Raw genomic sequence first — 25268 nt, forward strand, 5'->3', positions numbered from 1 at the left:
GGAGGGTCAGCCGATCGCCTTGATGAGCTCGCCGTCGGCGGTGTCGCCGCTGAGCTCCCAGAAGAACGTGCCGCCCAGTCCCTTGCGGTTCTTGTAGGCCGACTTGCCGGCGATCGTGGCCGGGGTGTCGTAGCTCCACCAGTCGTTGCCGCACCTGGCGTAGGCCGTGCCGCCCACCGTCCCGTTGGCCGGACACCTGGACTTGAGCACCTTGTAGTCCTCGAAGCCGGCCTCGTAGGTGCCCTTCGCCGGTCCGGTGGCCGTGCCGCCGGGGGCGGACTGCGTCACGCCCGTCCAGCCGCGGCCGTAGAAGCCGAGGCCCAGCAGGAGCTTGGAGGGCGGGATGCCCAGGGAAGTGAGCTTGGTGAGGGTGGCGTCGGTGTCGAAGCCCGCCTTGGGAATGCCGCTGTAGGCGGTGAGGGGGGAGTGCGGGGCGGTGGGGCCCTTGGCCTCCCAGGCCCCGAAGTAGTCGTACGTCATGGGGTTGTACCAGTCGACGTACCGGGCCGCGCCCGCGTAGGCGACCGCGTCGATCTTGCCGCCGGCCGAGGCGTCGGCGGTGATGGCGGCCGTGACGAGGCTCTTGCCGCCGAACTTCGCCCGCAGCGCGGCCATGACGTCGCGGAAGGCGGTGCGGCCGCTGGTGTCGCAGGTCAGGCCGCAGGCGTTGGGGTACTCCCAGTCGATGTCGATGCCGTCGAAGACGTCGGCCCAGCGCGGGTCCTTGACCAGGCCGTAACAGGACTCGGCGAACGCGGCGGGGTTCTTCGCGGCCTCCCCGAAGCCGCCCGACCAGGTCCAGCCGCCGAAGGACCAGACCACCTTGAGGTTCGGGTGCAGCTTCTTGAGCTTGCGCAGCTGGTTGAAGTTGCCGCGCAGGGCGCCGTTGTCCCAGGTGTCGGCCTTGCCGTCGACGCTGCCCGCCGCGTCGTAGAACTTGTCGTAGTCGGCGTAGGCGTCGCCGATCGTGCACTTGCCGCCGCTGACGTTGCCGAAGGCGTAGTTGATGTGGGTGAGTCTGGCGGCCGAGCCGGAGGTCTCGATGTTCTTGACGTGGTAATTGCGCTCGTAGACGCCCCAGTTGGTGAAGTAGCCGACGACGCGGCGGCCCGCGGCGGTGTCGTCGGGGGTGTCGGCCGTGGCGGGGGCGGCGGCCAGCGCGGTGGCCAGGAGCGTGGCGGCGGCTGCCGCCGAGGCGAGCAGGGTGCGGGGGCGGTGTCCGTACGGTCCGGGCATGGTTCTCCTCGGTGGGGTGGGGAGAGCAGGGGGTGACCGGCGTCCGACTGTTGACATGGACGCGTTGAACAGTGGGGAAACCGTAGAAGGACTAGACCAATACGGTCAATGGTTCGGACCGAACCACCGGAAGAACTCCCTCAAGATCAACGAACCCGTGACGCCGGGCCCCCGATCGGGCATACTCCAAGCGCCACCGCCGCAGGTCACGCCGTTCCGCGACCCGGCGCGCGACCATCGGCGGGGCATCCACGGCGGCGCCGCCGACACCCTTGCGCGCCCGCCGCCGCCGCGCCCGACAGGGAGGAGAGCCGCCGTCATGACCGATCACGGCCCGCAGCCGGTGGAGCGTCAGCTGCCCACCGAAGAGGCCCGCGACCTGATCTCGCTCGTCCGTGAGCTGATCCAGCGGGAGATCGCGCCGCACGCGGCCGAGGAGGAGGACGCCGGGCGCTTCCCGCGCCGGGTCTTCGGACTGCTCTCCGAATCCGGCCTGCTCGGCCTCCCCTACGCCGAGGAGTTCGGCGGCGGCGACCAGCCCTACGAGGTCTACCTGCAGGTGCTGGAGGAGCTCGCCGCGGCCCGGCTCACCGTGGGCCTCGGCGTCAGCGTGCACACCCTCGCCTGCCACGCGCTCGCCGGCTACGGCACCAAGGAGCAGCGGCAGGAGCACCTGCCCGCCATGCTCGGCGGCGGCCTCCTGGGCGCCTACTGCCTCTCCGAGCCGTCCTCCGGCTCCGACGCCGCCTCCCTGCGCACCCGCGCCACGCGCAGCGGCGACACCTGGACCATCGACGGCACCAAGGCGTGGATCACCCACGGCGGGATCGCCGACTTCTACACCGTGCTGGCGCGCACGGGCGGTGAAGGCCCGCACGGCATCACGGCGTTCCTGGTGCCCGGCGACGCCCCCGGGCTGAGCGCCGCGCCCCCCGAGCGCAAGATGGGCATGAAGGGCTCGCCCACCGCGCAGCTGCACTTCGACGGGGTCGAGGTCGCCGACGCCCGTCGCCTCGGCGCCGAGGGCCAGGGCTTCTCCATCGCCCTCGCCGCCCTCGACTCCGGCCGCCTCGGCATCGCCGCCTGCGCCGTCGGCGTCGCCCAGGCCGCCCTCGACCAGGCGCTGGCGTTCGTCGCCGAGCGGCGGCAGTTCGGGCGGCCGCTGGCCGACTTCCAGGGGCTGCGGTTCATGCTCGCGGACATGGCCACCCAGATCGAGGCGGGCCGGGCGCTCTACCTCGCCGCCGCCCGGCTCCGCGACGAGGGCAAGCCCTTCGCGCGCCAGGCCGCCATGGCCAAGCTCTTCTGCACCGACGCCGGGATGCGCGTGACCACCGACGCCGTCCAGCTGATGGGCGGCTACGGCTACACCGCCGACTTCCCCGCCGAGCGCTACATGCGCGAGGCCAAGGTCCTGCAGATCGTCGAGGGCACCAACCAGATCCAGCGGATGGTCATCGCCCGCCACGTGGCAGGGCCCGAGTCCGCCGCCTGAGCCGGTGCCGTAAGTCGCACCGGCGCCGCCGGTGCGACTCCTTCCCGGGCTCCCCCTTCACCCCTTCTGCTCCTGCAGCTCCTGCACGTTCTCCCGTGCTGCTCCGGCGCGTCCGGTCAGGACGGGTGCCGCATCTCCGGCACGCGCAGCGGGCGCGATCCGGGACCGCCGATGTGCGAGAACGGCTGCGTCCGCCAGTCCAGCGACTCCGGCAGCGTGAGCAGCAGCGCCGCGTCCAGGTCCTGCGCGGCCAGCGAATCGTCGGCCGGCGCGGCGTCCTCGATGCCGCGCCCCGAGCCCGGGCAGACGGTGAGCCCGAACGGATTCCACGGGGACGGGCAGAGCGCGTGCTCCGGCAGGACGTCCTCGTCCGCGAGCAGCCCGATCGGCCGCGCGCAGTCCGGGCAGGTGACCCGGAACATCTCGTAGGTCTCGGTGTCGTACGGGCTGCCGTCGCCGTCGTGGTCCAGGCGTTCCAGGCTGGGCATAGTGTTTTTCCCCCTCGGATGGGCCGGCCAGGCAATCTCGGCCTCGGCCACAGCAAGCACTTCCCTCGCGGGGAGCCGGGTAATCGCCACCCCCGGGAGGACACGGGTGCATACCTGTGGCGTTTGTCACATACGTTGTGCGCCTGCGGCGCCGTCGGCTGTCCCGGACGCACCCGGACGCAGTAGGTTGACCCATGTGGAGGAGCTGGACAGAGAAATCGTGGAACTGCTCGTCAAGGACGGGCGGATGAGCTACACCGACCTGGGCAAGGCCACCGGCCTGTCCACCTCGGCGGTGCACCAGCGCGTGCGCCGGCTCGAACAGCGGGGCGTCATCCGCGGATACGCGGCGGTGGTCGACCCCGAGGCCGTCGGGCTGCCCCTGACCGCGTTCATCTCGGTCAAGCCCTTCGACCCCAGCGCCCCCGACGACATCGCCGACCGGCTCGCCGAGATCCCCGAGATCGAGGCGTGCCACAGCGTCGCCGGCGACGAGAACTACATCCTCAAGGTGCGCGTGGCCACACCGCTGGAGCTGGAGCATCTGCTCGCCCGCATCCGCTCGCTCGCCGGCGTGTCCACCCGCACCACGATCGTCCTCTCGACGCCCTACGAGGCCAGGCCGCCCCGCGTGGGCTGACCCCCGGCCCCCGGGCCCCCGGTTCGGCGCACTCCCCGTGAGGGGCCAGACTGGCTCCCATGAGCGAGCGCACCGCCTTCGAGGACCAGCCACCCCGCACCGTCCTGCTGCGAAACGGCACCGTACACAGCCCCGCCGACCCCTTCGCCACCGCCATGGTGGTCGAGAACGGCAGCGTCGCCTGGATCGGCTCCGAGGGCGCGGCGGACTCCTTCGCCGACGGCGTCGAGGACGTCGTCAACCTCGAAGGGGCGCTCGTCACCCCGGCGTTCACCGACGCGCACGTGCACACCACCGCAACCGGCCTGGCGCTCACCGGCCTCGACCTCACCGGCGTGCCCACGCTCGCCGAGGCCCTCGGCCGCATCCGGGCCCACGCCGCCGCCCGGCCCGCCGACCGCGTCCTGCTCGGCCACGGCTGGGACGCCAGCGCCTGGCCCGAACTGCGCGCCCCCTCCCGGCGCGAGCTCGACGAGGCCACCGGCGGCAGGCCGCTCTACCTCACCCGCGCCGACGTCCACTCGGCCGTCGTCACCAACGCCCTGCTCGACCTCGTCCCCCGCGCGCGCGAGCTGAGCGGATACTCCGCCGACGCGCCGCTGACCGGGGTCGCCCACCACGCCGTGCGCGCCGCCGCGTACGACAGCGTCACCCCCGCGCAGCGCCAGGGGGCGCAGCGCGCCGCGCTCGCCCGCGCGGCCTCGCTCGGCATCGGCTCCGTCCACGAATGCGCCGGGCCCGAGATCTCCAGCGCCGACGACCTCACCGGCCTGCTGGGCCTGGCGGCGGCCGAGCCCGGCCCGCGGGTGACCGGCTACTGGGCCGAGGCGATCACCTCCGTCGAGGGCGCCGGGCGCGTCCGGGAGCTCGGGGCGGTCGGAGCGGCCGGCGACCTCTTCGTGGACGGTTCGCTCGGCTCCCACACCGCCTGCCTGCACGAGCCCTACGCCGACGCGCCGGAGCAGCGCGGCGTCGCCCACCTCGACGCCGGTGCCATCGCCGCCCACGTCATCGCCTGCACCGAGGCGGGCCTGCAGGCCGGCTTCCACGCCATCGGCGACGCCGCCCTCTCGGCGGTCGTCGACGGGGTGCGCACGGCCGCGGACAAGCTGGGGCTGGCGCGCGTGCGCGCCGCCCGGCACCGCGTCGAGCACGCCGAGATGCTCAGCCCCGAACTCATCGCCGCCTTCGCCGAACTCGCCCTCACCGCCTCCGTGCAGCCGGCCTTCGACGCCACCTGGGGCGGTGACGAGGCCCTGTACGCCCGGCGCCTGGGCACCGAGCGGGCCCGCACCCTCAACCCGTACGCGTCCATGCTGCGGGCCGGCGTCCCGCTGGCCCTCGGCTCCGACAGCCCCGTCACCCCCCTCGACCCGTGGGGCACGGTCCGGGCGGCCGCCTTCCACCGCACGCCCGGGCACCGCATCTCGGTGAGGGCCGCCTTCACCGCACACACGCGCGGCGGCTGGCGGGCCATCGGCCGGGACGACGCGGGCGTCCTGGTACCGGGCGCGCCCGCCGACTACGCGGTCTGGGAGGGCGGGGAGCTCGTGGTGCAGGTGCCCGACACCCGGGTCGCCAACTGGTCCACCGACCCGCGCTCGGGCACCCCCGGCCTGCCCGACCTCACCCCCGGCGCACCGCTGCCGGTCTGCCTGCGGACGGTGGTGGGCGGGCGCACGGTGTACGGGGGCCCGAACGGGTGACGGCCTGAATCCGCGTACCGCCGAACGACGTCCCCTCCGCCTGCCGCCGTGCCGTCCCATCTACCGTACTGACCTGCTGATTTGAACGACACACGCAGGTCACGAAGGTGTTGACACGGTGCGGGCGGCGGCCGGTAGGTTCTCCGCTGTCCACCACAGGACGTCCGACCGGCGAACCTCCACGCAGCCGTCGAGCGCAGCTGGGCCATGGGGCGGGGTGCCGAGCCGGTGCGCCGCCACTGGGAGCCAGGTCCAGCGCGCGGGGTGAGGGAGGGTTCGGCCGGGCCGGCAGGTGCGACCCGGGTGGGGCCCGGACGTTCAGTAGACAACGGCTCTCGGTCGACCCGCAGCCAGCGGATCCCAGGCCGGCCCGAAGGACGCCGGGCCCCCCTTCCGCGGCCCCGCACGGCCCCTGGACCTGCCGGAGCCGGCCTCCCCGGGACCACCCGCCGGGCCGGGACGCCCCTGGAGCGAGGTACGGTCAGCAGACACCCCGAAAGCTCCAGGAAGGCGCGACCGTGCCCTCGGGTCCCGAGACCACCCCAGAAGCCGCCGTGAGCCCGCAGGCGGCCGCCGGCGGGCCCACCGGCTCCGGCGCGCCCGCGCGGCCCGGCCGGGCCGCACGGCTGGCCCGCCTCGCCCGCCGCGAGGCGCCCCGCACCGCCCTCGCCGCCGTCGGCGGCCTGGCGCTGGCCGCCGCCTTCCCGCCGTACGGGGTGTGGCCGCTGTCGGTCGCCGCCGTGGCCGCGCTGGCGCTGCTGACCCGTGGCCGCACCGCCCGGCAGGGCGCCTGGACCGGCTTCGCCTTCGGGCTGCCGTTCTTCTTCGTCCTGCTGCGCTGGCTGCACGTCGTCGGCTACGACGCGGTCCTGGGCCTGTCGGTCGTCGAGGCGGTCTTCCTGGCCGTCCTCGGCGCCGGGCTCGCCCTGTCCTCGCGGCTGCCCCTGGGGCCGCTGTGGGGGGCGTGCCTGTGGGTGGCCCAGGAATGGGCCCGCGACCGGGCGCCCTTCGGCGGCTTCCCCTGGGGACGGCTCGCCTTCGCCAACACCGGTTCCCCCTTCACTCCGCTCGCCGCCCTCGGCGGCGCCCCGCTGGTGACCTTCGCGGTCGCCCTGGCGGGCTCCCTGCTGGCCTGGGCCGCGGTCGCCGCCCACCGGCTGCGCACCGGCCCGCGGAGCCCGCGGGCGGCGCTGCCCGGTGCGGGCGCGCTGGCCCTCGTCGCCGTCGTCGTCGTGGCCGGCTACGCCGTGCCCGTGCCCACGGAGGCGGACGACACGGTGGAGATCGCGATCGTCCAGGGCAACGTGGAGAAGCCCGGCATGGACTTCCTCGGCCGCCCGCTGATGGTCCTCAACAACCACGTCGACGCCACGCTGGAGCTCGCCCGCGACATCCGGGCCGGCAAGGCGAAGAAGCCGGACCTGGTGATCTGGCCGGAGAACTCCTCCGACCTCGACCCCTTCCAGTACCCCGAGGCGTACGACCGGATCGAGGAGGCCGTCCGGGCCGTCGGCGTGCCGGTCCTCGTCGGCGCCCTCATAGACCACCCGGGCAAGCAGGGCTACATCGACAACAAGGGCATCGTCTGGGACCCGCGGACCGGTCCCGGCGCCTCCTACGCCAAGCAGCACCCCGTGCCGTTCGGCGAGTACGTGCCCTTCCGCGCCCAGCTGAGCAAGGTCATCTCCCGGCTGCAGCGCGTTCCCCGCGACTTCTACCCCGGCGACCGCACCGGACTGCTCCAGGTCGGCCCCGCCCGGCTCGGCGACGTGATCTGCTTCGAGGTCGCCTACGACGAGATCGTGCACGAGACCGTGCGGGCCGGCGCCCGGGCCCTGGTCGTCCAGACCAACAACGCCACCTACGGCCGCACGGGCCAGCCCGAGCAGCAGCTGGCGATGTCCCGGCTGCGGGCGGTCGAGCACGGCCGGGCCGTGGTCACCGCCGCGACGAGCGGCATCAGCGCCGTCGTCGCCCCCGACGGGAAGGTGCTGCAGCGCAGCGAGGAGTTCACCCGGGACGTGATCACCGCGCGCATCCCGCTGCGCGACGGCACCACCGTCGCCGACCGCGTCGGTGCGGCACCCGAATGGGCGCTCGCTATGGTGGGCCTTCTGTCCTGCGCGGCCGCAGTCCTGATCGGCCGTCGGGTACGGCCGGACGAGATCATGGACAAGAAGGGCCAGAAGTGAACGACGGCGGTCAGCGGAGATACGGTCCGCTCGGCACGACCTTGGTGATCATTCCGACCTACAACGAGGCGGAGAACATCAAGCCCATCGTCGCCCGGGTGCGGGAGGCCGTACCGGAGGCGCACGTCCTCGTCGCCGACGACAACAGCCCGGACGGCACCGGAAAGCTCGCCGACGAGCTGGCGGCCGAGGACGACCACGTCAAGGTCCTGCACCGCAAGGGCAAGGAGGGCCTGGGCGCCGCCTACCTGGCCGGCTTCCGCTGGGGCCTGGAGAACGGCTACGGCGTGCTGGTGGAGATGGACGCCGACGGCTCCCACCAGCCCGAGGAGCTGCCCCGGCTGCTCACCGCGCTCAAGAACGCCGACCTGGTGCTCGGCTCGCGCTGGGTGCCCGGCGGCCGGGTGGTCAACTGGCCCCGGTCCCGCGAGTTCCTCTCCCGCGGCGGCTCCACCTACTCCCGCCTCATGCTCGACGTCCCGATCCGGGACGTCACCGGCGGCTACCGCGCCTTCCGCCGCGAGACGCTGGAGGGGCTGGGCATGGAGGAGGTGGCCTCCCAGGGCTACTGCTTCCAGGTCGACCTGGCCTGGCGTGCCGTCAAGGCCGGGTTCACCGTGGTGGAGGTCCCCATCACCTTCGTCGAGCGCGAGCTGGGCGACAGCAAGATGAGCCGCGACATCGTCGCGGAGGCCCTGTGGCGGGTCACGTCCTGGGGGCTCGGATCCCGGGCCGCCAAGGTCCTCGGCCGCGACCGATAAGGGCCGGGTAAACCCGCTCCGGCCCTTCCGGCGCCGGCCGGGCACACTGGTGGCATGACGTTCGGAGCGCAGCAGCAGACCCCTGGGAAACGGCCGCCGGGGCGCGGCCGGGCCCGCCGGTTCCTTCCCCTCGCCGTGGCCGCCTGGGTGGTGCTGGAGGTCTGGCTCCTGTTGCTGGTGGCCGGCGCGGCGGGCGGGCTGACCGTCCTCGCCCTGCTGGTGGCCGGCGTCGTCGCCGGCTCGTACGTGATCAAGCGGGCGGGCCGGCGGGCCTGGCAGCGCCTGACCCAGTCCCTGCAGACCCCGGGCGCGGCCCCCGCCCCGGCGCCCGGTGAGAGCGGCGGGAACGCCCTGACGATGCTGGGCGGGCTGCTGCTGATGGTGCCGGGCCTGCTCTCCGACGCGGCCGGCCTGCTCTGCCTCTTCCCGCCGACCCGGGCCCTGCTGCGCAAGTCCGTGGGGCGCCGGCTGACCGGCTACGCACCCGGCCCGCTCGGCGACGCCTTCCAGCAGGCGCGCATGCACCAGGCGGACGGCAAGGTCGTCCAGGGTGAAGTGATCCGCGAGGACGAGCCGCCGGCCCCGCGCCGGGACGGGCCGCAGCTGCCCCGGTAGCGCCGCCGGCGACGGCCGGCAGCGCCGCCGTGGAAGCCGGGCCGTGGAAGCCGGGCGGACGCCGTGGCGCAAAAGGACCCGGAGCGCACAAGGGCCCGGGCCACTGCTCGGAAAGCAGTGGCCCGGGCCCTTTGTCGTGCTTGTCGTGCGTCCGCCGTCAGGCGGACTTGCGGGTGTCCCGCGGATGCACGGCGATGTTCATGGCGCCGGAGCGCAGGACGGCCAGCCGCTCGGCCAGCACCTCCTCCAGCTCCTCGCGGGTGCGTCGCTCCATGAGCATGTCCCAGTGCGTACGCGCAGGCTTGCCCTTCTTCTCCTCAGGACCGTCGCCGTCCACCAGGAGTGCCACGGCGCCGCACGCCTTGCACTCCCACTCCGGCGGAATCTCCGCCTCTACCGAGAACGGCATCTCGAATCGATGGCCGTTCGGGCATGCGTACTCCACCGCCTGGCGCGGTGCCAGATCGATGCCGCGGTCGGTCTCGTAGCTGGTAACCACAAGTCGCGTGCCGCGGAGAGCTCGCTCACTCATGAATCGTGCCTCCCGGGCTTGTCGCCCACAGGACAGGTGTCGCTGTCGTCGTCATCCGGTCAACGTCCGGTCGGCGGTGAAGATTCCCCGTTGAGGGACATGCGTCGCCCGTCGTGCCGCCCCTTGTTGTACCCACCGGCGCCCGTTTTGTCACATCTGACAACAGATGTCACCCTGTGTTTCTGCTGCTTGAACGCGCAGTAACGGTCCGTCCGGTGGTTCAGAGGCGTACACTACCGGCCCGCTTGTTTGAGACCTAAACCGGGTCCGGGCATTCGTGGACGGGTTCGGTCGGAAGCGCCCGTTCCGGCACGTTCGCGCGCTCCGTGGCGGGCTCCCCCGAGGGCTCCTCCGGCCGCTCCTTCCGGGCGGCTCCCGGGATCTCGAAGAACCGCAGGAAGAACTGCGCCAGCGGCCCGATGCCCACCGCGAACAGCACCGTGCCCACGCCGACCGTGCCGCCCAGCACGAAGCCCGTCACCAGGACGAGGACCTCGATGCAGGTCCGCACGAGCCGCACCGAGCGCCCCGTCCTGCGGTGCAGGCCGGTCATCAGCCCGTCCCGCGGCCCCGGGCCGAAGCGCGGCGCTATGTAGAGCCCGGTGGCCGCTCCGCACAGGACGACCGCGAAGAGCAGCAGCGGGATCCGCACCCACAGCGTCGCGGGCGGCGCCGGCACCACGCGCAGCGTCGCGTCCACCATCAGGCCGATCACCAGGACGTTGGAGATCGTGCCGAGCCCGGGCCGCTGCCGCATCGGGATCCACAGCAGGAGCACCAGCGCGCCGATGGCGATCGTGACCGTACCGATCGACATGCCCGTATGCCGGGACACGCCCTGGTTCAGCACGTCCCACGGCGCCAGCCCGAGCCCCGCGCGCAGCTGCAGCGCAATGCTGACGCCGTACAGCACGAGCCCGCCGTACAGCTGGACGAGACGGCGGGCGAGTCCGGATCCCCGAGGCGCAGACAAGGATTCCTCCCCAATGGTGGTGCGAGTGGCCTGTAGCGTGACAGTCTGTGGACTGGATACGTTCTGGATCCATAGCCAATCCCGGGAAGGTGGACCGCACGCAATGAGTCAGTGGACCTCTTCGGTGGGGGCGCCGCAGCTCGCACGCCTCCTCGGATCCCAGCACGAGCGCTCCTCGGTGACGCCGCTCGGCGCCCGCCGCACCCCCGCCTACCGCTCCCTCGCGGACGGCGTCCGGCTGCTCGTCCTGGAGGGCCGCGTCCCCGTGGCCGCCCGGCTGCCCGCGGAGCGCGAGCTGGCCGCCGCCCTCTCCGTCAGCCGCACCACCGTCGCCGCCGCCTACGAGGCGCTGCGCGGCGAGGGCTTCCTGGAGTCCCGGCGCGGCGCCGGCAGCTGGACGGCCATGCCGGCCGGCAGCCCCCTGCCCACCCGGGCCCTCGACCCGCTGCCGCCGGAGGCGGCCGGCTCGGTCATCGACCTCGGCTGCGCCGCCCTGACGGCCCCCGAGCCCTGGCTCACCCGGGCCTTCCAGGGCGCCCTGGAGGAACTGCCGCCCTACGCCCACACCCACGGCGACTACCCCGCCGGCCTGCCCGCCCTGCGCGAGGCCCTCGCGGACCGCTACACCGCCCGCGGCATCCCGACCATGCCCGAGCAGATCATGGTCACCACCGGTGCCATGGGCGCCGTCGCCGCCATCTGCCGGCTCATCGCCGGGCGCGGCGAGCGGGTCGCCGTCGAGTCGCCCTCGTACGCCAACGTGCTGCAGCTCATGCGCGAGGCCGGTGCCCGCCTCGTGCCCGTCGCGATGGCCGACCGGCTCGCCGGCTGGGACCTGCCGGCCTGGCGCCAGGTGCTGCGCGACGCCGCACCGCGCATGGCCTACGTCATCGCCGACTTCCACAACCCCACCGGCGCCCTCGCCCCCGAGGACCAGCGCCGGGAGCTGGTCGAGGCGGCGCGGGCGGCCGGCACCCTGCTGGTCGCCGACGAGACCATGTCCGAGCTGGTGCTGGAGCCCGGCCTGGAGCTGCCGCGGCCCGTCAGCGCCTTCGACCCCGCCGGCAACGCCGTCATCACGGTCGGCTCGGCCAGCAAGTCCTTCTGGGCCGGGCTGCGCATCGGCTGGGTCCGCGCCGCCCCCGACATCATCCGCAACCTCGTCGCCGCCCGCGCCTACGCCGACCTCGGTACGCCCGTGGTCGACCAGCTCGCCGTCGCCTGGCTGCTGAACACCGGCGGCTGGGACGCGGCCCTCGACATCCGGCGCACCCAGACCCGGGAGAACCGCGACGCCGTCGTCGACGCCGTCCGGCGCCACCTGCCCGAGTGGGAGTTCACCGTGCCGCGCGGCGGCCTCACGCTGTGGGCGCGCACCGGCGGGCTGTCCGGCTCGCGGATCGCCGAGGCCGGCGAGCGGCTGGGCGTGCGGGTGCCGTCCGGGCCGCGCTTCGGCGTCGACGGGGCCTTCGAGGGGTACGTGCGGCTGCCCTTCACCGTGGGCGGCGCGGTCGCGGAGGAGGCGGCCACACGGCTGGCCGAGGCGGCCCGCCAGGTCGCGAGCGGGGCCACCGCCGCCGTGGAGATGCCGCGCACCTACGTGGCCTGAACCGGCAGCATCCCCTCACGGCCCACGGGCGCCGGGCCGAGGAACGGAAGGACCCGCTCGGGCAGCAGGTCCAGCACGGCCCGGCGCATCGCCTCGCCCGTCTCCGTGTCGTACGGGTCGGGGGTGGCCGGCACCTGGAGCCGCAGCACGGGCCCGGGGCCGAGCCGCACGTAGCCGCGGCCGGGCGGCGCCTCCTCGGCCGGGGTGGTGTGCGGGGGCGCGCCGAGCACGCGGGCGACGTCGTCGTGGTCGAGGGCCCCCAGCACCACGCGCGCCCCGGTCAGGGCGAGCAGCGGACCGCCCAGCAGCCCCGCGGCGTCGAGCTGCTCGCCCGCCGCGACGGTGACGCCCGCCACGCGCCCGTGCTGCAGCGGCACCTCCAGCAGCGCCTGCGGGTCCGGACGGCCCTGGTCGGCGGCGAGCCGGCTCAGGGCGGCGGGCCGGTCCACGACGATCCACAGCGGCCGGCGGACGTCGTCGGGCAGCGCACGCCCCAGCCGTCGTGCGCCGTGGGCGGCCATCAGCCGCCGTTGCGTCTCGTGCGAGGCCCACTCCAGGGCGGCCAGGACGCCCGGCAGGGCGGACTCGACGGCCAGCACGCCCTGCCGGCCCGCCAGGCAGGCGTGCTCGCCGGTGCCGCCGCCGTCCACCACCACGACGTCGCCGTACTGGAGGGCCTGCACGGCCACCGAGCGCAGCAGCGTCGTGGTGCCGCTGCCCGGCCGGCCCAGGGCCAGCAGGTGCGGCTCGGTGGAGCGCCGGCCCGTGCGCCACACGACGGGGGAGGCGTCCCGCGTTCCGCCGCCGTCGGTCACCGGCAGGGTCCGTTGCACGGTGACGGCGTCCGTGAAGCCCAGGACCGTCTCGCCCGGCGCGGTCACGAAGCGCTGGGCCCAGATGTCGGTGGGCAGCGGGGGCAGTGCGCTCAGGGCCAGCCGGTTGGTGGCCTCGTCCCAGTCGAAGCGGTACTCCCGGCCCCGCCCCGCCTTGAGGTACAGCAGCTGTTCGATCCTCGCCCGGGCGGCGGGCTCCCCGTCGGTGAAGTAGCCCGGGTAGCGCAGCCGAAGGGCCGTCAGCCGCCCCTGCCCGTCGAAGGCGTGGTCCTCGAAGGCCCGCTGCCGGTCGCCGCCGTGCTCGTAGAGCGGCGCGGGGTCCTGCGGGTCGGAGAAGTAGGGCACCAGCGCCTCGTAGACCGCCTGCAGCCGGGCGTCCTCGGCCTCGCCCCGGTCGTCGTCCTCCTCGGGCAGGACGCGTTCGCGCCCGGCCCAGGCGCCCGCCGCCATCAGGGCCGCCGTGGCGAACGTCGGCCCGTGCGGGATCAGCGCCACGATGACCGTGCAGGAGGCCACCAGGAGCAGGGTGGGACCGCGCCGGTCGCCGGGCAGCTGCTGCCACCGCCGCCGCCCGCCGGCCGCCAGGACGCGCAGCCCGCGCGCCACGACCAGCAGGGGGTGCAGTATGTCCCGGGCGTGGTCGGCGAGGCCGCGCGTGAGCTCCCGGCCACGGGAGAGCGCCGTGTGCTCGGGCAGGGGGCGGGGGAGCGAGCGCCGGCCCATGTGGGCCTCCTGATATCGGTGCGGCGGGTGGGAGCGGGGCTAGAACTTGATGCCTCCCAGCAGGCTGGCGAGGCTCGCGCCGCCGGCCTTGATGCTGGGCGCGATGCCCGTTCCCGCGAGGTAGAAGCCGAACAGGGCGCAGACGAGCCCGTGCGAGGCCTTGAGGTTGTCCTTCCTGAAGAAGAGAAAGACGACGACACCGAGGAGCACGACGCCCGAGATGGAGAGGATCATGGGAATCTCCTGGAACTGGGGGGCGGTCACCATGAGCCCCTCCAGCTTCACAGAAAGCACTGTTCCGGCAACTGGGGATACCCCCGTACGGAGGATGGCAGATCATGACAGGACCGACGCCCGAGGCCGGCGAGCCCGCACACGACCCGGAGGTGCTCCAACTCGCGGCCAAGGTCTTCGACCTGGCGCGACACGGCGACACCGATACTCTGGCCGCTTATGTGGATGCAGGCGTTCCGGTCAACCTCACCAACGACCGCGGCGACTCGCTCCTGATGCTGGCCGCCTACCACGGCCACGCCGCGACCGTCACCTCGTTGCTGGAGCGCGGGGCCGACCCCGACCGTCCCAACGACCGCGGCCAGACGCCGCTGGCGGGCGCGGTCTTCAAGGGGGAGGCCGAGGTGGTGCGCCTCCTCGTCGGCCACGGCGCGGACCCCTCCGCCGGCGTGCCGTCCGCGGTGGACACCGCGGCGATGTTCGCCCGCCAGGACCTGCTGGACCTCCTCCAGGGCGGCTGAGAGGCACCGCGGCCGGGGCGCTGGGATGCGGTGACGTTTCCTCAGCGCCCTTGGCCGTGGCCGGAATTCGCCGGACTTCCTTAGAAGCCTCTTAAAACGGCCCGCTATCAACTCCTCATGCACTTCACCAACCCTCGTCGTACCGCCCGGGCCGCGGCCGTCGCCCTCGCGGTGACCCTCCCGTGCGTCACCCTCGCCGCACCCGCCGACGCCACCGGCCGGCAGCCGGCCGGTGCCGTCCGGGTGCACGACCGTCTCGTCGACGTCCCGGTCAGGGGCGGCACCGCCACCGTCGACACCGCCACCCTGCGCGTCACGGCCCGCACGGACGCCGGCGCCACCGTGGAACTCTCCGCGCCGGCCGCCGGCAGCCCCGGCCGGCCCGGGCGCGTGACCACCACGGCGGACGGCGCCCGGTGGACGTACGGCGACACCGGCCTGACCGTCACCGCCCGCGCCGAGCAGGGCCGGCTGCTGGTCTCCGTCCGCTCCACCGGCGCCGCCGACCGCACCCTCGCCTGGCCCGTCACCGGCGCGGACCGGGCCGACGCGACCCTGCAGCTGCCGCGCGGCGAGGGCCTGTCCCTGCCGGTGGCCGACCCCTTCTGGAACTCGCCCGAGGCCGGGCTCGCCGGCAGCAAGGTGGCGATGGAATCGCAGCTGTCCCTGCCACTGTGGGGGTACAGCACGGGCCGAAGCGGCGTCAGCTACCTCGTCCCCACCGACATCGGCACCACGCTGGACTTCGCCTCCGAGAAGGGCAGGCTGCGGACCACCGCCACCCACACCTTCGCCCGCGGCGACGACACCACCGACTACACCGTCGCCTTCGGCCTCACGGACGGCTCACCCGTCGCCCCCGCCCTCGACTACCGCGCCTGGATGAAGGAGCACGGCCAACTCGGCAGCCTCCAGCGCAAGGTCGAGGCCGTTCCCGCCAACAAGAAGCTCCTCGGCGCCTTCCACGCCTACGTGTGGGGCAACGCCCGTACGGCCGAAGGCATACGGAAGCTGCGGGCGCTCGGCGTGGAGCGGATGTGGCTCGGCTACGACGCCGGCCCGAACCCCATGGACGCCGCCGCCACCGCCGCCGCCAAGGACGCCGGCTTCCTCGTCGGCCCGTACGACTCCTTCGCCAACGGCCAGCCACCCGCCACGTCCGACACCCCCACCTCCGCCTGGCCGGACGACCTCTACCCCGGCTTCTGCGTCCAGCGGGCCGACAGGACGCCGGAGCCCGGCTACCACGACCGCGGCTGCTACATGAGCACCACGGCCTTCGAGAAGGCCGAGCCCACCCGCCACTACCTCGCCGACCGCACCCGGCAGATGACCGCCAACGGCGCCGACAGCTACTTCCTCGACGTCGACGCGGCCGGGGAGCTCTTCCGCGACCACAGCGCGGCCCACCCCCAGACCAAGGCCCAGGACCGCGCGGGCCGCCTCGCCCGGATGAAGCGCCTGGCCGACGGCGCCGGGCTGGCCCTCGGCTCCGAGTCCGCCGGCGCCTGGTCCAACCAGGTCCTCTCCTTCAACCACGGCTCGGGCACCCCCGTCCACGACGGCCTGTGGAAGGCCCAGCGGGACAAGCAGAAGTGGGGCGGCTACGCCCCCGAGAAGGCCCCCGACGTCTTCTTCAAGCCCGCCGAACTGCCGGCCGACGTCGCCAAGGCCATGTACGACCCCACGTACCGCGTCCCGCTGTACGAGACGGCCCTGCACGACTCCCTCGTCAACGTCGAGCGCTGGGAGCTGTCGTACGACAAGCTCCCGCAGCAGAAGACCGACCGGGCCCTGCTGGCGATGCTCTACAACACCCCGCTCAACTTCGTCATCAGCGGCGACTCGCTCGACAGGCAGGGCAGTGAACTGGCAGCCCTGCAGAAGTACTTCTCGCCCCTGCACCGGGCGGCGGGCACCGAGCCGATGACCGGCTTCCGCACCCTCACCGCGGACCGCACGGTCCAGCGCACGTCCTTCGGCGACGGCACGCTGACCGTGACCGCGAACTTCGGCACCACGGCGTACGAGGGCCTGCCGGGCGGCTGCGTCGACGCGCGGCTCAAGGGCGACAAGCAGGCACGCCGCCTCTGCCCGGCGGACGTCAACCGCTAGCCGGCGGGGGCCACAGGGACAGCGCCAGCACCGTCTCCACCGTGTCGGCGTCCTCCGGCCCCTTGTCCTCCCGGTACCGCACCACGCGCGCGAAGCGCAGCGTCACCCCCGCCGGGTACCGGGAGGACCGCTGGAGGCCGTCGAAGGCGACCTCCACCACCAGCTCGGGCCGCACCCGCACCACGAAGCCGTCGTCGCTCACCGCCAGCCGCCGCAGCCGCTCCGTCTGCCACGCCAGCATCACGTCCGTCATGCCCTTGAACGTCTTGCCGAGCATCGCGAACGACCCGTCCGGCCGCCGCGCCCCCAGATGCACGTTCGACAGCTTGCCCTGTCGCCGCCCGTGGCCCCATTCGGCGGCCAGGACCACCAGGTCGAGGGTGTGCACGGGCTTGACCTTCAGCCAGGACGCGCCCCGCCGCCCCGCGCCGTACGCGGCGTCCAGGGCCTTGACCATCACCCCCTCGTGGCCGCGCCGCAGCACCTCCTCCGCGAACTCCCGGGCCGCCGCCCGGGCCCCCTCGTCGCCCGGCTCCGCCACCGTCAGCCGGCGCACCCGCAGCGGCCCGGGCACCACCCGGTCCAGCACCGCGTGCCGCTCGGCCGTCGGCAGCGCCAGCAACTCCCGCCCGTCCACGGCCAGCACGTCGAAGAAGACCGGTGACAGCGGAAGCGCCGCGCCGGCGGCCGCCACGTCGAGGCGGGAGCCCACCCGGCCGGCGACGTCCTGGAAGGGATGCGGGCGGCCCGCCTCGTCCAGGGCGATGACCTCGCCGTCCAGCACGGCCGAGGCGACGGGCAGGCCGAGCGCCACCGCCGTCAGCTCCGGCAGCCGGTCGGTGATCTCGTCCAGGGTGCGGGTGTAGACCCGCACCGTGCCGCCGTCCCGGTGCACCTGCACCCGGATGCCGTCCAGCTTCTCCTCCACCACGCAGGGGCCCAGCCGGTCCAGCGCCTCGTCGACGTCCTTGGCGCTCTGCGCCAGCATCGGCAGCACCGGCCGGCCCACCTCCAGACGGAACTCCGCCAGCGCCGCGGGGCCCGCGGCCAGCAGCGCCCGGGCCACCGCGCCGAGCGAGCCGCCGAGCATCACCGCCCGCCGCACCTCCTGCGGCGGCGCGTCCACCGCCGCCGCCAGCCCCTCCACGGCCAGCGCGTCCAGGGCGCCCTGCCGCAACTCGCCCCCGATCAGCCGGAGCAGGAAGTGCTGTTCCTCCGCCGTGGCCGCCGCCAGCAGGGCGCCGACGAGGCGCTTGCGTTCGCCCTGCGCGCCCGGGCCCGCCACGGCGGCGATCGCGCCGAGCGCCCGGTCGACCTCCCCCACCGTCAGCGTGGCCCGATCGGCCGGAGCGGGGGCGTCCCGCAGCGTGCTCCAGCCCACGCCGATTCTGCGCTGCGGCAGCCGGCCCGCCAGATAGGGGATGACGACGGGCGCCTCGTCCGGCTCGGCGTCCCGGAACAGGCCGGCCAGCAGCGCGATCTTCCGCGACCGCGCGCTGGTCGCCGCGACCTCCCCGGACACCCGTGCGACCTCGGCCAGCAGCATGCCCTCATCGTGCAACGCCGGACGACACCGCGCAGCACGGCCGGCCGGACCTGCGCCGCCGAGGACAGCGGCCAGGCGCCGGAGCCTCATGCCAAAGGGCTGCCCCTGCCCCCGGCTGCACACCTGTTCCTCCGTGCCGCCCGGGTCACGCGCCGCCGGCCCGGACGCCCCGGGGGCGCGGCCATCCGGGACACGGTGCGTGATGTGACGCACACTTCGTGGAAGTCTCGTAACCGGCCGGTGCCGGGGCGGGTTGAGGCACCGGCACCGCAGGATCGACGACGCAGGACGGAGCAGTGGTTCAGCCATGAGCAAGCGCCAGAAGGGCCGCCGACACCGCAGGGTCAACCGCACCCCACGCCCGGTGGGTTCGACCCGCCCCTCCACGGCGCGGCCCGAGTCCCGGCCGGAGCAGCGCCAGGAGGCCCGGACCGAGCCGCGGCCCGGTCCCGTATCCGGCCTCGGTCGCCACGAGGCCCGCACCTTCGACGGACTGCGGGGCCTCGGCGACGGCGGGGCCTCCGTCGACGAGCTGTGCGCGGCGGTCGGCTACCAGGCGCGCACGATCCTCAAGCACGTCAACGGCCTCGCCGGCCACGGCCTGGCGGAGCTGCGCGGCGACCGCTGGTACGCGACCGCCGTGAGCGAGCTCGCCGACCGGTGAGCGCACCGGGCTGGGGCCGCGCGCCCCGGCCCGGCCCCCCGTCAGCCGATGTGCGGGGCGCCCCCCTTCGCGCGCCGCCTGCGGGCGAGCGCCGCGAGCACGGCCTCGTGGCCGTGCAGCGCCTCGGCCGCGCGCTCCAGCGCGAGGGCGGCGGTCTCGGCCCGGACGGCATGGGTGAGGATCCGCTGCCGCAGGGCGGTGCCCTCCGCGCCGGGCAGCGTCACCGCCCCGGCGCCCGCGCGCAGCCGGTCCGCCTGGTCGCGCAGCCGGTCCGCCCGCTCCCGTACCGTCCCCGACCAGGCCGTGCCCCCGGCGCTGCCGCCCGGGCCCGTCACCGGGGCCCCCGCCAGGGCGCGAACGCGTTGCCCACGGCCTCCAGCGCCGGCGCGAGCTCCGGATGGTGGCGCAGCAGGACGTCGCGCATGCTCGTACGGTCGACCCACTCCAGTCCCTCCGCCGTGTAGACCTCCGGCCGGTAGTCGGTGGTGAAGAAGCGGTCGCTCTTCAGCCGCCGGGAGGCCATCAGCACGAACACCCGGAACGCGGTGTCGCTGAACGCGAAGCCGCGCGGCTTGGGTTCGGCGTACATACCGACCATCGTGTCGACGCGGTCCAGCCGCCCGGCGTAGACCTCCCGCAGCTCGGCGGCCAGCAGGGCGTCGCCGCCGGTCAGCTCCTCGAAGCTGCGGACGGGCGGCCGGTGCAGCGCGGCCCGGAAGGCGGTGTAGCGGGGGACGCCCCGCTCGCGGTCGCGCAGGACGTCCACCGTGCCGAGGTCGACGTGCTCCCCGGAGATCCGGACCAGGTCCCGCAGACAGTCGGGATGGTTGTGCAGGGAGATGGCGCCGGGGTGCATGGTGCCGAAGGAGTACAGCAGGTCGGTCAGGCCCCACCGGTCCACCGCCTTGCGCGTGGCCAGTGCCTGCAGCGGTTCGAAGTCCGTGACCTCGATCGGCTCGCCCGTGCGGTGCGAGCGGATCTCGTACTCGTCCCGGACCAGCGGATGGAGCCGGTAGGAGGTGACGAACTCCTCGGTCATCGAGTACGGCGCCGTGTGGTGCGCGGTGGGGGAGCCGGGGATGCCGAAGAGCGCCTCCCCCCTGCCGAAGCGCCGCACCCGCCGCCGCAGCCGGGCGGGCAGCACGCCGTACCAGTTGAGGTGCATCGCCGCCCGGGTGACCGGCTGGTCGATGACGGCCGGCGTCCACTCCACCGTGTGGATCTTCGCCATGACGGCGGCGTTGACCAGCCGCGCCGTCTGGAAGAGCCGCTCGTCGTCCCAGGTGGGATGTGCGGAGGCGATGCGGTCGCAGATCGCGTTGTGTTCCTTGGCGAAGAGCGTGTGCAGCAGCGACAGCCCCACCCAGTAGTTGTCGTTGAAGCCCGTGGCGTCGATGCCGGACAGCCCCGGCTGCGTCTCGTCCGGCAGCCGGCCCGCCACGAGGGCCAGCTTGCCGCCCTCGCCCGTGCGCAGCGCCCGGCACCGCTCCTCGTCGGAGCCGTAGACCTGCGAGCCGTCCCACCAGTGGGTGACGGTGTTCTCGTACGTCGGTGGCCGGCCGGGCCCGGTGTGGGCGGCCGGGTCGGGGCGGGAGCGGCGGACGAGCATGGGGCACTGCGGCCAGTCGTCGTCCGGCGCGAGCGGCACGTCCAGGGGCGCCTGCGCGGGGTTGTCCCCGTGGCTGAACCAGCCGTGGTTCTGGAACTGGATCCAGGCCGCGGCCAGCAGGTTGAGGGTCGGCGCCGGCCGGAAGCCCGCGCTGCGGGCCAGCAGCTGCCGGCTGACCTCCCGCGGGCTCGGCGCGAACAGGCCCTTGTCCTCGGCGTCCGGGAAGGTCAGCGGCAGCGGGCAGTTGCGGTCGAAGCGGGTGCCCGCCCGGCCCATGTCCACGTCGTGCGGGTCGTAGCCCGAGCCGTCGTAGCTGCGGTGGGGCAGCGCGGCGGGGCCGGGCCGGCGGGGGCGCTCGCCGCCGGCGCCGTAGGTGTCGTGCAGGTTGTGGGCGCGCAGCAGCTCCCGCTGCCGCCTGATCTCCAGCAGCGCCAGCGGGAAGGGCAGCTCGTGCCACTCGCGGCGCGGCCGCGGTACCGGGGTCATCGATCGCTCTCCAGGGTGGGTCGGACGGGGCGGTTCAGCGGTCGTGGAGCCGGAGGACGACGGTCTCCTCCACCCGGCCCCGGTACGGCGCCAGCAGGGCGTCGACCCGGTCGCGCGCCTCGGGCACGACCTCGTCGAGGCTCTGCGCGTACACCCCCGCGTTGTGGCACTGCGGGAAGTCGTGCGAGGGGTCCACCCAGGTGATCTCCAGCCAGTCGGCGGGCACCGGGAAGACGGAGACCGGGCTGCGGCCCTCCAGGTTGGGCACCACGTCGTGCTCGTTGACGAGGCTGACGACCCGGGTGGCCGGGTCGCGGGGGCGCTTGAAGTCGATCGGCGAACCGACGGCGACCACGTGCGTGAGCCGCCACCGCTCGTTGACCTCCGGGAGCTCGGCGAGGTTCATCGCCGTGATGCCGCCCAGGCTGTGCCCGATCAGCGCCACCGGCGCCCCCTCCGGCACGGTCCGCGCCAGCGCCTTGCGGACGGCGCGGGTGTACGGGGTGTCGTTGCGGCCCACGGCGGTGACGGCGCCGACCAGGTCCTGCGGGGTGGCGTTGCGGGGCCGTCCGAAGGCCATGCCGGGCAGCAGCACCACGTGACGGGCCACGCCGTCCGGGCCGGTGACGCGCTGCACCAGCATCCGCCCGTCGTTGCCCAGGACCGTCACGTTGCGCAGGTGGGCGGTGATGCCGCCGCCGTGGTCCAGCCGCGCCAGCAGCGCCGGGTCCGCGGGCTCCGGCTCCGCCCGGCCCGGTCCCCGGTCCCAGCGGGCCCAGGCGCCGATGGAGGTGCCCAGCAACGGATCGCCGTCCGCCCGGGTGCCCGTGACGATGTGCCAGGCCGCCGCGTCGTTGAACGGGTTCTCGTCCACCAGCGCGTTCCACGCCATCACCTCGGTCAGGGACGGCGCGAGCCGGGCCAGGGCCCGCTCGGCGCCCTGCTCGCGCACGCTGCGCCGCAGGATCCGCAGCGCCCGCGTCTGCCGGTCCGCCTCGATCGCCTCCAGCAGCCGCCGCACCGGACCGTCGGCGGCGAACTCCGGGTGCCGCAGCGAGCACAGCCGGATCCTCAGCTTGAGCGAGGTCACCGCCACCGCCACGGCCAGGCTCTCCCGGCTCGTGAGCACCCCGCCCAGCCAGGCGGCCCTGCCCAGCCCCCCGCCGTCCGGCGCGAAGCCCAGCCCCGCGGGGTCGGTGAGGGCGCCCGCCAGGGCCCGTACGGCCCGCAGGCCGGTGCGCGGGGAGCGGCCCAGGGAGGCGGTCAGTGCCGGGTCGGTGGCCACCGCCGTCAGGGCCCGGCCCGCCGCACGGATCTCCCCGGCCACCTCGCCCAGCGTCCGGGCCACGGCCGCGAGGGCCGCCGCGTCCGGCCCCGCCCCGGCGCGGGTGCCGCTGTCGGTGCTCATGAGCCCTCCGCGGTCCGGTAGGGCCGGTAGCCGATCCGCAGCCGCGTCAGGTCCACGGTGTACGGCAGCGGCCGCAGCGGGCCCATCCGCACCCCGGCCACCGCCAGTTCCCCGCCGCGCAGGAACTCGGCGACGAACCCCGTGGCCAGCAGCAGCCCCAGCTCCGTGCCGCTGCACTGCGCCTCGCCCCGGCTGAAGGGGCTGACGGCCCAGTCCCCCTCCGCCGTGCCGTCCAGCCACTTCTCGGGAGCGAAGCGGTGCGCGTAGTCGATGCGTTCGCCGTCCCGGGCGTGGAAGGCCGCGGGCACCAGGACGTTCATCCCGCCCGGCGCCACGGCCGCCCGCCAGCGCGTCTCCGCCGTCGTGCGCCGCATCAGGCTCGGCACCGGCGGCCACAGCCGGGCGGCCTCCTGCACGCAGGCCCGCAGGTACGGCATCTGCCCGAAGCCGGCCGCGGTGTGCGCCCCGTGCGCGCGGTCCGCCTCCCGGACCTCCTCGACGGCCCGCCGGTACTGCGCCGGATGCGTGGCCAGCAGGGCCAGCGCCTGCACCACGGCGGCGTGCACCCCGCCCAGCGCCATGAACCAGTGGGCGACCTGCCCCTCCGGGGCGGTCTCCGGACCCCGGGGCGCCGTACGGAACAGCCCCGTCAGGCTGTGCGGGTCGGCGTCGCACAGATAGCGGGCCTGGCGCTGCATCATCCGGCGCCGGACGCGGCGCGTGCGCGCCCTGCGCCAGCGCCGCGCCCCCATCCAGTTGGCCTCCGCCAGCAGCTCGCCCAGCAGCCGCGAGAACTCCTCGTCGCCGGCCGCCGCCTCGCCGAGGAAGCAACGCCGCCCCATGCGCTCGATCCGCTCGCGGACCTGCTGCGCGGACAGCCCCGCCGCCGCCCGGGGGCCCAGCAGCGCCCGGGACTCCTCGCCCGCGACCCGCAGGAAGTGGCCGGCCAGCCGGTGCACGGGAGCGCCCGCGTCCAGCACCGCGTCGTTGAACGCCCGGCGCGCCGTGCGCTGCCTGCCGTGCGAGGCGACCAGCGCCTCCGGCTGCACGGCCGCGAAGCCGTTCACCTTCTCCCAGGTGTCGACGGCGTACACCCCGACCGGTCCGGCCAGCACCTGCCGGGCGTCGTCGGCGTCGAGGACGAGGAGGGTGGGCCCCGACGTGCCGCGCACCACGACGGGCCCGCGGCCGTGCCGCCGGCGCAGGTCCCGCATCAGCTCCAGGCCGCGCCGGTTGGGGTCGAGGACGGCCACCAGGCGGGCGATGCGGGGGCGCGCCCGGAAGACGCCCCTGAGGTAGTGGGGCAGGAAGTAGCCGAGGGTCAGGCGCAGGTTCTCGCCGCGGGACGCGGCGGGCAGGGCCGGGCCGTCCGCCACGTCCGCGAGCGTCCCCGTGCCCCTGCCGAAGGTCTCGCTCGTCCAGCTCATGCCAGCACCTTCCCCGGGTTGAGGATCCCGTCGGGATCCAGCAGCCGCTTGACGTCCCGCTGCAACCGCAGGGCGCGCGGCGGCAGTTCGCGGGTCAGCCACTCCCGCTTGAGGGTGCCCACGCCGTGCTCGCCGGTGATGGTGCCGCCCAGCTCCAGGCCGGCCGCCATGATGGCGTCGTACGCCTCCCGCGCCCGCTGCACGGCCGAGGGGTCGGACCGGTCGAAGAGCACCGCCGGATGGAGGTTGCCGTCCCCCGCGTGACCGACCGTGGCGATGGCGAGGCCGTACTCCTCGGCGATCTCCTCGATCCGTTCGACGAGCCCGGCCAGCCGGTCCCGGGGCACGGCGACGTCCTCGATGAACGCCGTCACCTCGCCCGGCAGCTCGCGGGCCCGGGCGCCGAGCGCGGGCATGACCGACCGCCGCGCCTGCAGCACCTGCCGGGTGTCCTCCTCGTCCTCGGCTGCCGTGACGGACAGCGCCTTGGCGTCCCGGCACAGCCCGGCCGCCCGTCGCACCTGCGCCGCCGCGTCGGGGGCGTCGCTCGCCACGATCAGCGTGGCGCCCGTTCCCGCCCCCGCGTCCGCCAGCAGCGGGTGGCCCAGCGCCGCGACCGCCTCGCTCGTCGTGCGGTCCAGCAGCTCCAGCGCGGAGGGCACGAGGCCCGCCCGGACGATCGCCCCGACGGCGGCACCGGCGTCCGAGGCGGACGCGAACCGGGCCAGCACCGCCCGCTCCGGCAGCCGGGGCGGCCGCAGCGCGAGCGTCGCCTCGACGACCACGCCGAGCGTTCCCTCGGAGCCCACGAAGAGTCGCGTCAGGTCGTAGCCGGCGACGCCCTTGACCGTGTCCCGGCCCACCCGCAGCACCTCGCCGTCCGCCAGGACGACCGTCAGCCCGAGCACGTAGTCCGCGGTGACCCCGTACTTCACGCAGCACAGCCCGCCCGCCCCGGTGGCGATGTTCCCGCCGATGGTGCAGCTCTCCCAGGAGGCCGGGTCCGGCGGGTAGCACAGCCCCTCGCCGGCGACGGCCGCCGCCAGGTCCGCGGTGATCACACCGGGTTCGCAGCGCACCAGGCGGTTGGCGGCGTCGATCTCCAGGATGCGGTTCATCCGCACCATCGACAGCACCACGCAGCCGTCGACCGCGTTCGCGGCGCCGGCCAGGCCCGTGCGGGCGCCCTGCGGCACCACGGGCACGCCCAGCGCGCGGGCGGCGCGCACCACGTGCTGCACCTGCTCGGTGGTCTCGGGGCGGACGACCACGGCGGGTCGCCCGGCTTCGCCGAAGGGGGCCGAGTCGTGGCGGTGCAGGGCGAGTTCGGCCTCGCCGGTCAGGAGGGCGTCGGGAGGCAGGGCTTCGGCGAGCGCCGCGAGCAGCGGGCTCCCGGGGGTGTCGGTCATGGGCAGCTCCATGCGGTGGGGAATCCGGAAACGGGCGTCGCGCGGT

At 74.7% G+C, this 25268-nt stretch carries 22 protein-coding genes; 10 read left to right on the forward strand and 12 right to left on the reverse strand.

Features of this window, described 5'->3' with window-relative positions; genetic code table 11:
- Positions 1-6 precede the first annotated feature (6 nt).
- Complete coding sequence (locus IE182_RS08785) at positions 7-1236, reverse strand: glycoside hydrolase family 18 protein (protein WP_190109095.1); 1230 nt, start codon at positions 1234-1236, stop codon at positions 7-9.
- A 319-nt stretch (positions 1237-1555) separates the two neighbouring features.
- On the opposite strand from IE182_RS08785, the gene IE182_RS08790 reads away from it, so the two are divergent.
- Positions 1556-2731 (forward strand): acyl-CoA dehydrogenase family protein, encoded by a 1176-nt coding sequence (locus IE182_RS08790; protein ID WP_190109096.1) that lies wholly within the window; start codon positions 1556-1558, stop codon positions 2729-2731.
- A gap of 116 nt (positions 2732-2847) precedes the next feature.
- On the opposite strand, the gene IE182_RS08795 is transcribed toward IE182_RS08790, so the two are convergent.
- Entirely contained in the window at positions 2848-3219 is a 372-nt protein-coding gene (locus IE182_RS08795; protein WP_190109097.1) for a hypothetical protein, read from the reverse strand.
- 196 nt (positions 3220-3415) lie between these two features.
- Between IE182_RS08795 and IE182_RS08800 the strand changes: the two genes are divergently transcribed.
- From IE182_RS08800 to fxsA, 5 genes are all read left to right on the forward strand, one after another.
- A complete protein-coding gene (locus IE182_RS08800) occupies positions 3416-3859 on the forward strand; it encodes an Lrp/AsnC family transcriptional regulator (RefSeq protein WP_030365423.1) in 444 nt (147 codons plus the stop codon).
- A gap of 59 nt (positions 3860-3918) precedes the next feature.
- A complete protein-coding gene (locus IE182_RS08805) occupies positions 3919-5565 on the forward strand; it encodes an amidohydrolase (RefSeq protein WP_190109098.1) in 1647 nt (548 codons plus the stop codon).
- Positions 5566-6119: 554 nt separating this feature from the next.
- Positions 6120-7757 (forward strand): apolipoprotein N-acyltransferase, encoded by a 1638-nt coding sequence (gene lnt, locus IE182_RS08810; protein ID WP_229844665.1) that lies wholly within the window; start codon positions 6120-6122, stop codon positions 7755-7757.
- Positions 7754-8518: a polyprenol monophosphomannose synthase gene (locus IE182_RS08815; protein ID WP_190109100.1), complete on the forward strand. Its 765-nt coding sequence runs from the start codon at positions 7754-7756 to the stop codon at positions 8516-8518. Before lnt ends, IE182_RS08815 begins: the two co-directional genes overlap by 4 nt.
- Positions 8519-8572: 54 nt before the next feature.
- The gene (gene fxsA, locus IE182_RS08820; protein ID WP_190109101.1) at positions 8573-9133 is read left to right on the forward strand and encodes an FxsA family membrane protein; all 561 of its coding nucleotides are present in this window, start codon (positions 8573-8575) and stop codon (positions 9131-9133) included.
- Between the two features lie 157 nt (positions 9134-9290).
- On the opposite strand, the gene IE182_RS08825 is transcribed toward fxsA, so the two are convergent.
- Both IE182_RS08825 and yczE read right to left on the reverse strand, forming a co-directional pair.
- Positions 9291-9665 carry an RNA polymerase-binding protein RbpA gene (locus IE182_RS08825; protein WP_004948858.1) on the reverse strand — a complete coding sequence of 125 codons (375 nt, stop codon included), beginning with the start codon at positions 9663-9665 and terminating at the stop codon, positions 9291-9293.
- Positions 9666-9921: 256 nt separating this feature from the next.
- Entirely contained in the window at positions 9922-10638 is a 717-nt protein-coding gene (gene yczE, locus IE182_RS08830) for a membrane protein YczE (RefSeq protein WP_190109102.1), read from the reverse strand.
- Positions 10639-10741: 103 nt separating this feature from the next.
- Between yczE and IE182_RS08835 the strand changes: the two genes are divergently transcribed.
- Positions 10742-12247 (forward strand): SCO1417 family PLP biosynthesis transcription factor, encoded by a 1506-nt coding sequence (locus tag IE182_RS08835; protein ID WP_190109103.1) that lies wholly within the window; start codon positions 10742-10744, stop codon positions 12245-12247.
- On the opposite strand, the gene IE182_RS08840 is transcribed toward IE182_RS08835, so the two are convergent.
- Positions 12235-13803 (reverse strand): hypothetical protein, encoded by a 1569-nt coding sequence (locus tag IE182_RS08840; protein WP_190109104.1) that lies wholly within the window; start codon positions 13801-13803, stop codon positions 12235-12237. The two genes, IE182_RS08835 and IE182_RS08840, sit on opposite strands and share 13 nt — an antisense overlap.
- A gap of 39 nt (positions 13804-13842) precedes the next feature.
- Positions 13843-14037 carry a hypothetical protein gene (locus tag IE182_RS08845; RefSeq protein WP_071965316.1) on the reverse strand — a complete coding sequence of 65 codons (195 nt, stop codon included), beginning with the start codon at positions 14035-14037 and terminating at the stop codon, positions 13843-13845.
- 104 nt (positions 14038-14141) lie between these two features.
- Here IE182_RS08845 and IE182_RS08850 point away from each other — a divergent pair, with 104 nt between their 5' ends.
- Positions 14142-14558 carry an ankyrin repeat domain-containing protein gene (locus tag IE182_RS08850; protein WP_190109105.1) on the forward strand — a complete coding sequence of 139 codons (417 nt, stop codon included), beginning with the start codon at positions 14142-14144 and terminating at the stop codon, positions 14556-14558.
- 117 nt (positions 14559-14675) lie between these two features.
- Positions 14676-16673, forward strand: coding sequence for a glycoside hydrolase (locus IE182_RS08855; protein ID WP_190109106.1), 1998 nt, complete (start codon positions 14676-14678; stop codon positions 16671-16673).
- Here IE182_RS08855 and IE182_RS08860 read toward each other — a convergent pair.
- Complete coding sequence (locus tag IE182_RS08860) at positions 16663-18219, reverse strand: ATP-dependent DNA ligase (RefSeq protein WP_190109107.1); 1557 nt, start codon at positions 18217-18219, stop codon at positions 16663-16665. The two genes, IE182_RS08855 and IE182_RS08860, sit on opposite strands and share 11 nt — an antisense overlap.
- A gap of 307 nt (positions 18220-18526) precedes the next feature.
- Between IE182_RS08860 and IE182_RS08865 the strand changes: the two genes are divergently transcribed.
- Entirely contained in the window at positions 18527-18883 is a 357-nt protein-coding gene (locus tag IE182_RS08865; protein WP_190109108.1) for a hypothetical protein, read from the forward strand.
- A gap of 41 nt (positions 18884-18924) precedes the next feature.
- On the opposite strand, the gene IE182_RS08870 is transcribed toward IE182_RS08865, so the two are convergent.
- The 5 genes from IE182_RS08870 to IE182_RS08890 are packed head-to-tail and all read right to left on the reverse strand — an operon-like array spanning position 18925 to position 25222.
- The gene (locus IE182_RS08870) at positions 18925-19218 is read right to left on the reverse strand and encodes a hypothetical protein (RefSeq protein WP_190109109.1); all 294 of its coding nucleotides are present in this window, start codon (positions 19216-19218) and stop codon (positions 18925-18927) included.
- Positions 19215-20978: a peroxidase family protein gene (locus IE182_RS08875; protein WP_190109110.1), complete on the reverse strand. Its 1764-nt coding sequence runs from the start codon at positions 20976-20978 to the stop codon at positions 19215-19217. Before IE182_RS08875 ends, IE182_RS08870 begins: the two co-directional genes overlap by 4 nt.
- 34 nt (positions 20979-21012) lie before the next feature.
- Positions 21013-22386 (reverse strand): alpha/beta hydrolase family protein, encoded by a 1374-nt coding sequence (locus IE182_RS08880; protein WP_190109111.1) that lies wholly within the window; start codon positions 22384-22386, stop codon positions 21013-21015.
- The gene (locus tag IE182_RS08885) at positions 22383-23813 is read right to left on the reverse strand and encodes a cytochrome P450 (protein ID WP_190109112.1); all 1431 of its coding nucleotides are present in this window, start codon (positions 23811-23813) and stop codon (positions 22383-22385) included. The genes IE182_RS08880 and IE182_RS08885 overlap by 4 nt, the downstream gene beginning before the upstream one ends.
- Positions 23810-25222 (reverse strand): FAD-binding oxidoreductase, encoded by a 1413-nt coding sequence (locus tag IE182_RS08890; protein ID WP_229844666.1) that lies wholly within the window; start codon positions 25220-25222, stop codon positions 23810-23812. Before IE182_RS08890 ends, IE182_RS08885 begins: the two co-directional genes overlap by 4 nt.
- Positions 25223-25268 lie beyond the last annotated feature (46 nt).

It is taken from the genome of Streptomyces cinnamoneus (assembly GCF_014650495.1).
GTDB lineage: Bacteria > Actinomycetota > Actinomycetes > Streptomycetales > Streptomycetaceae > Streptomyces > Streptomyces cinnamoneus.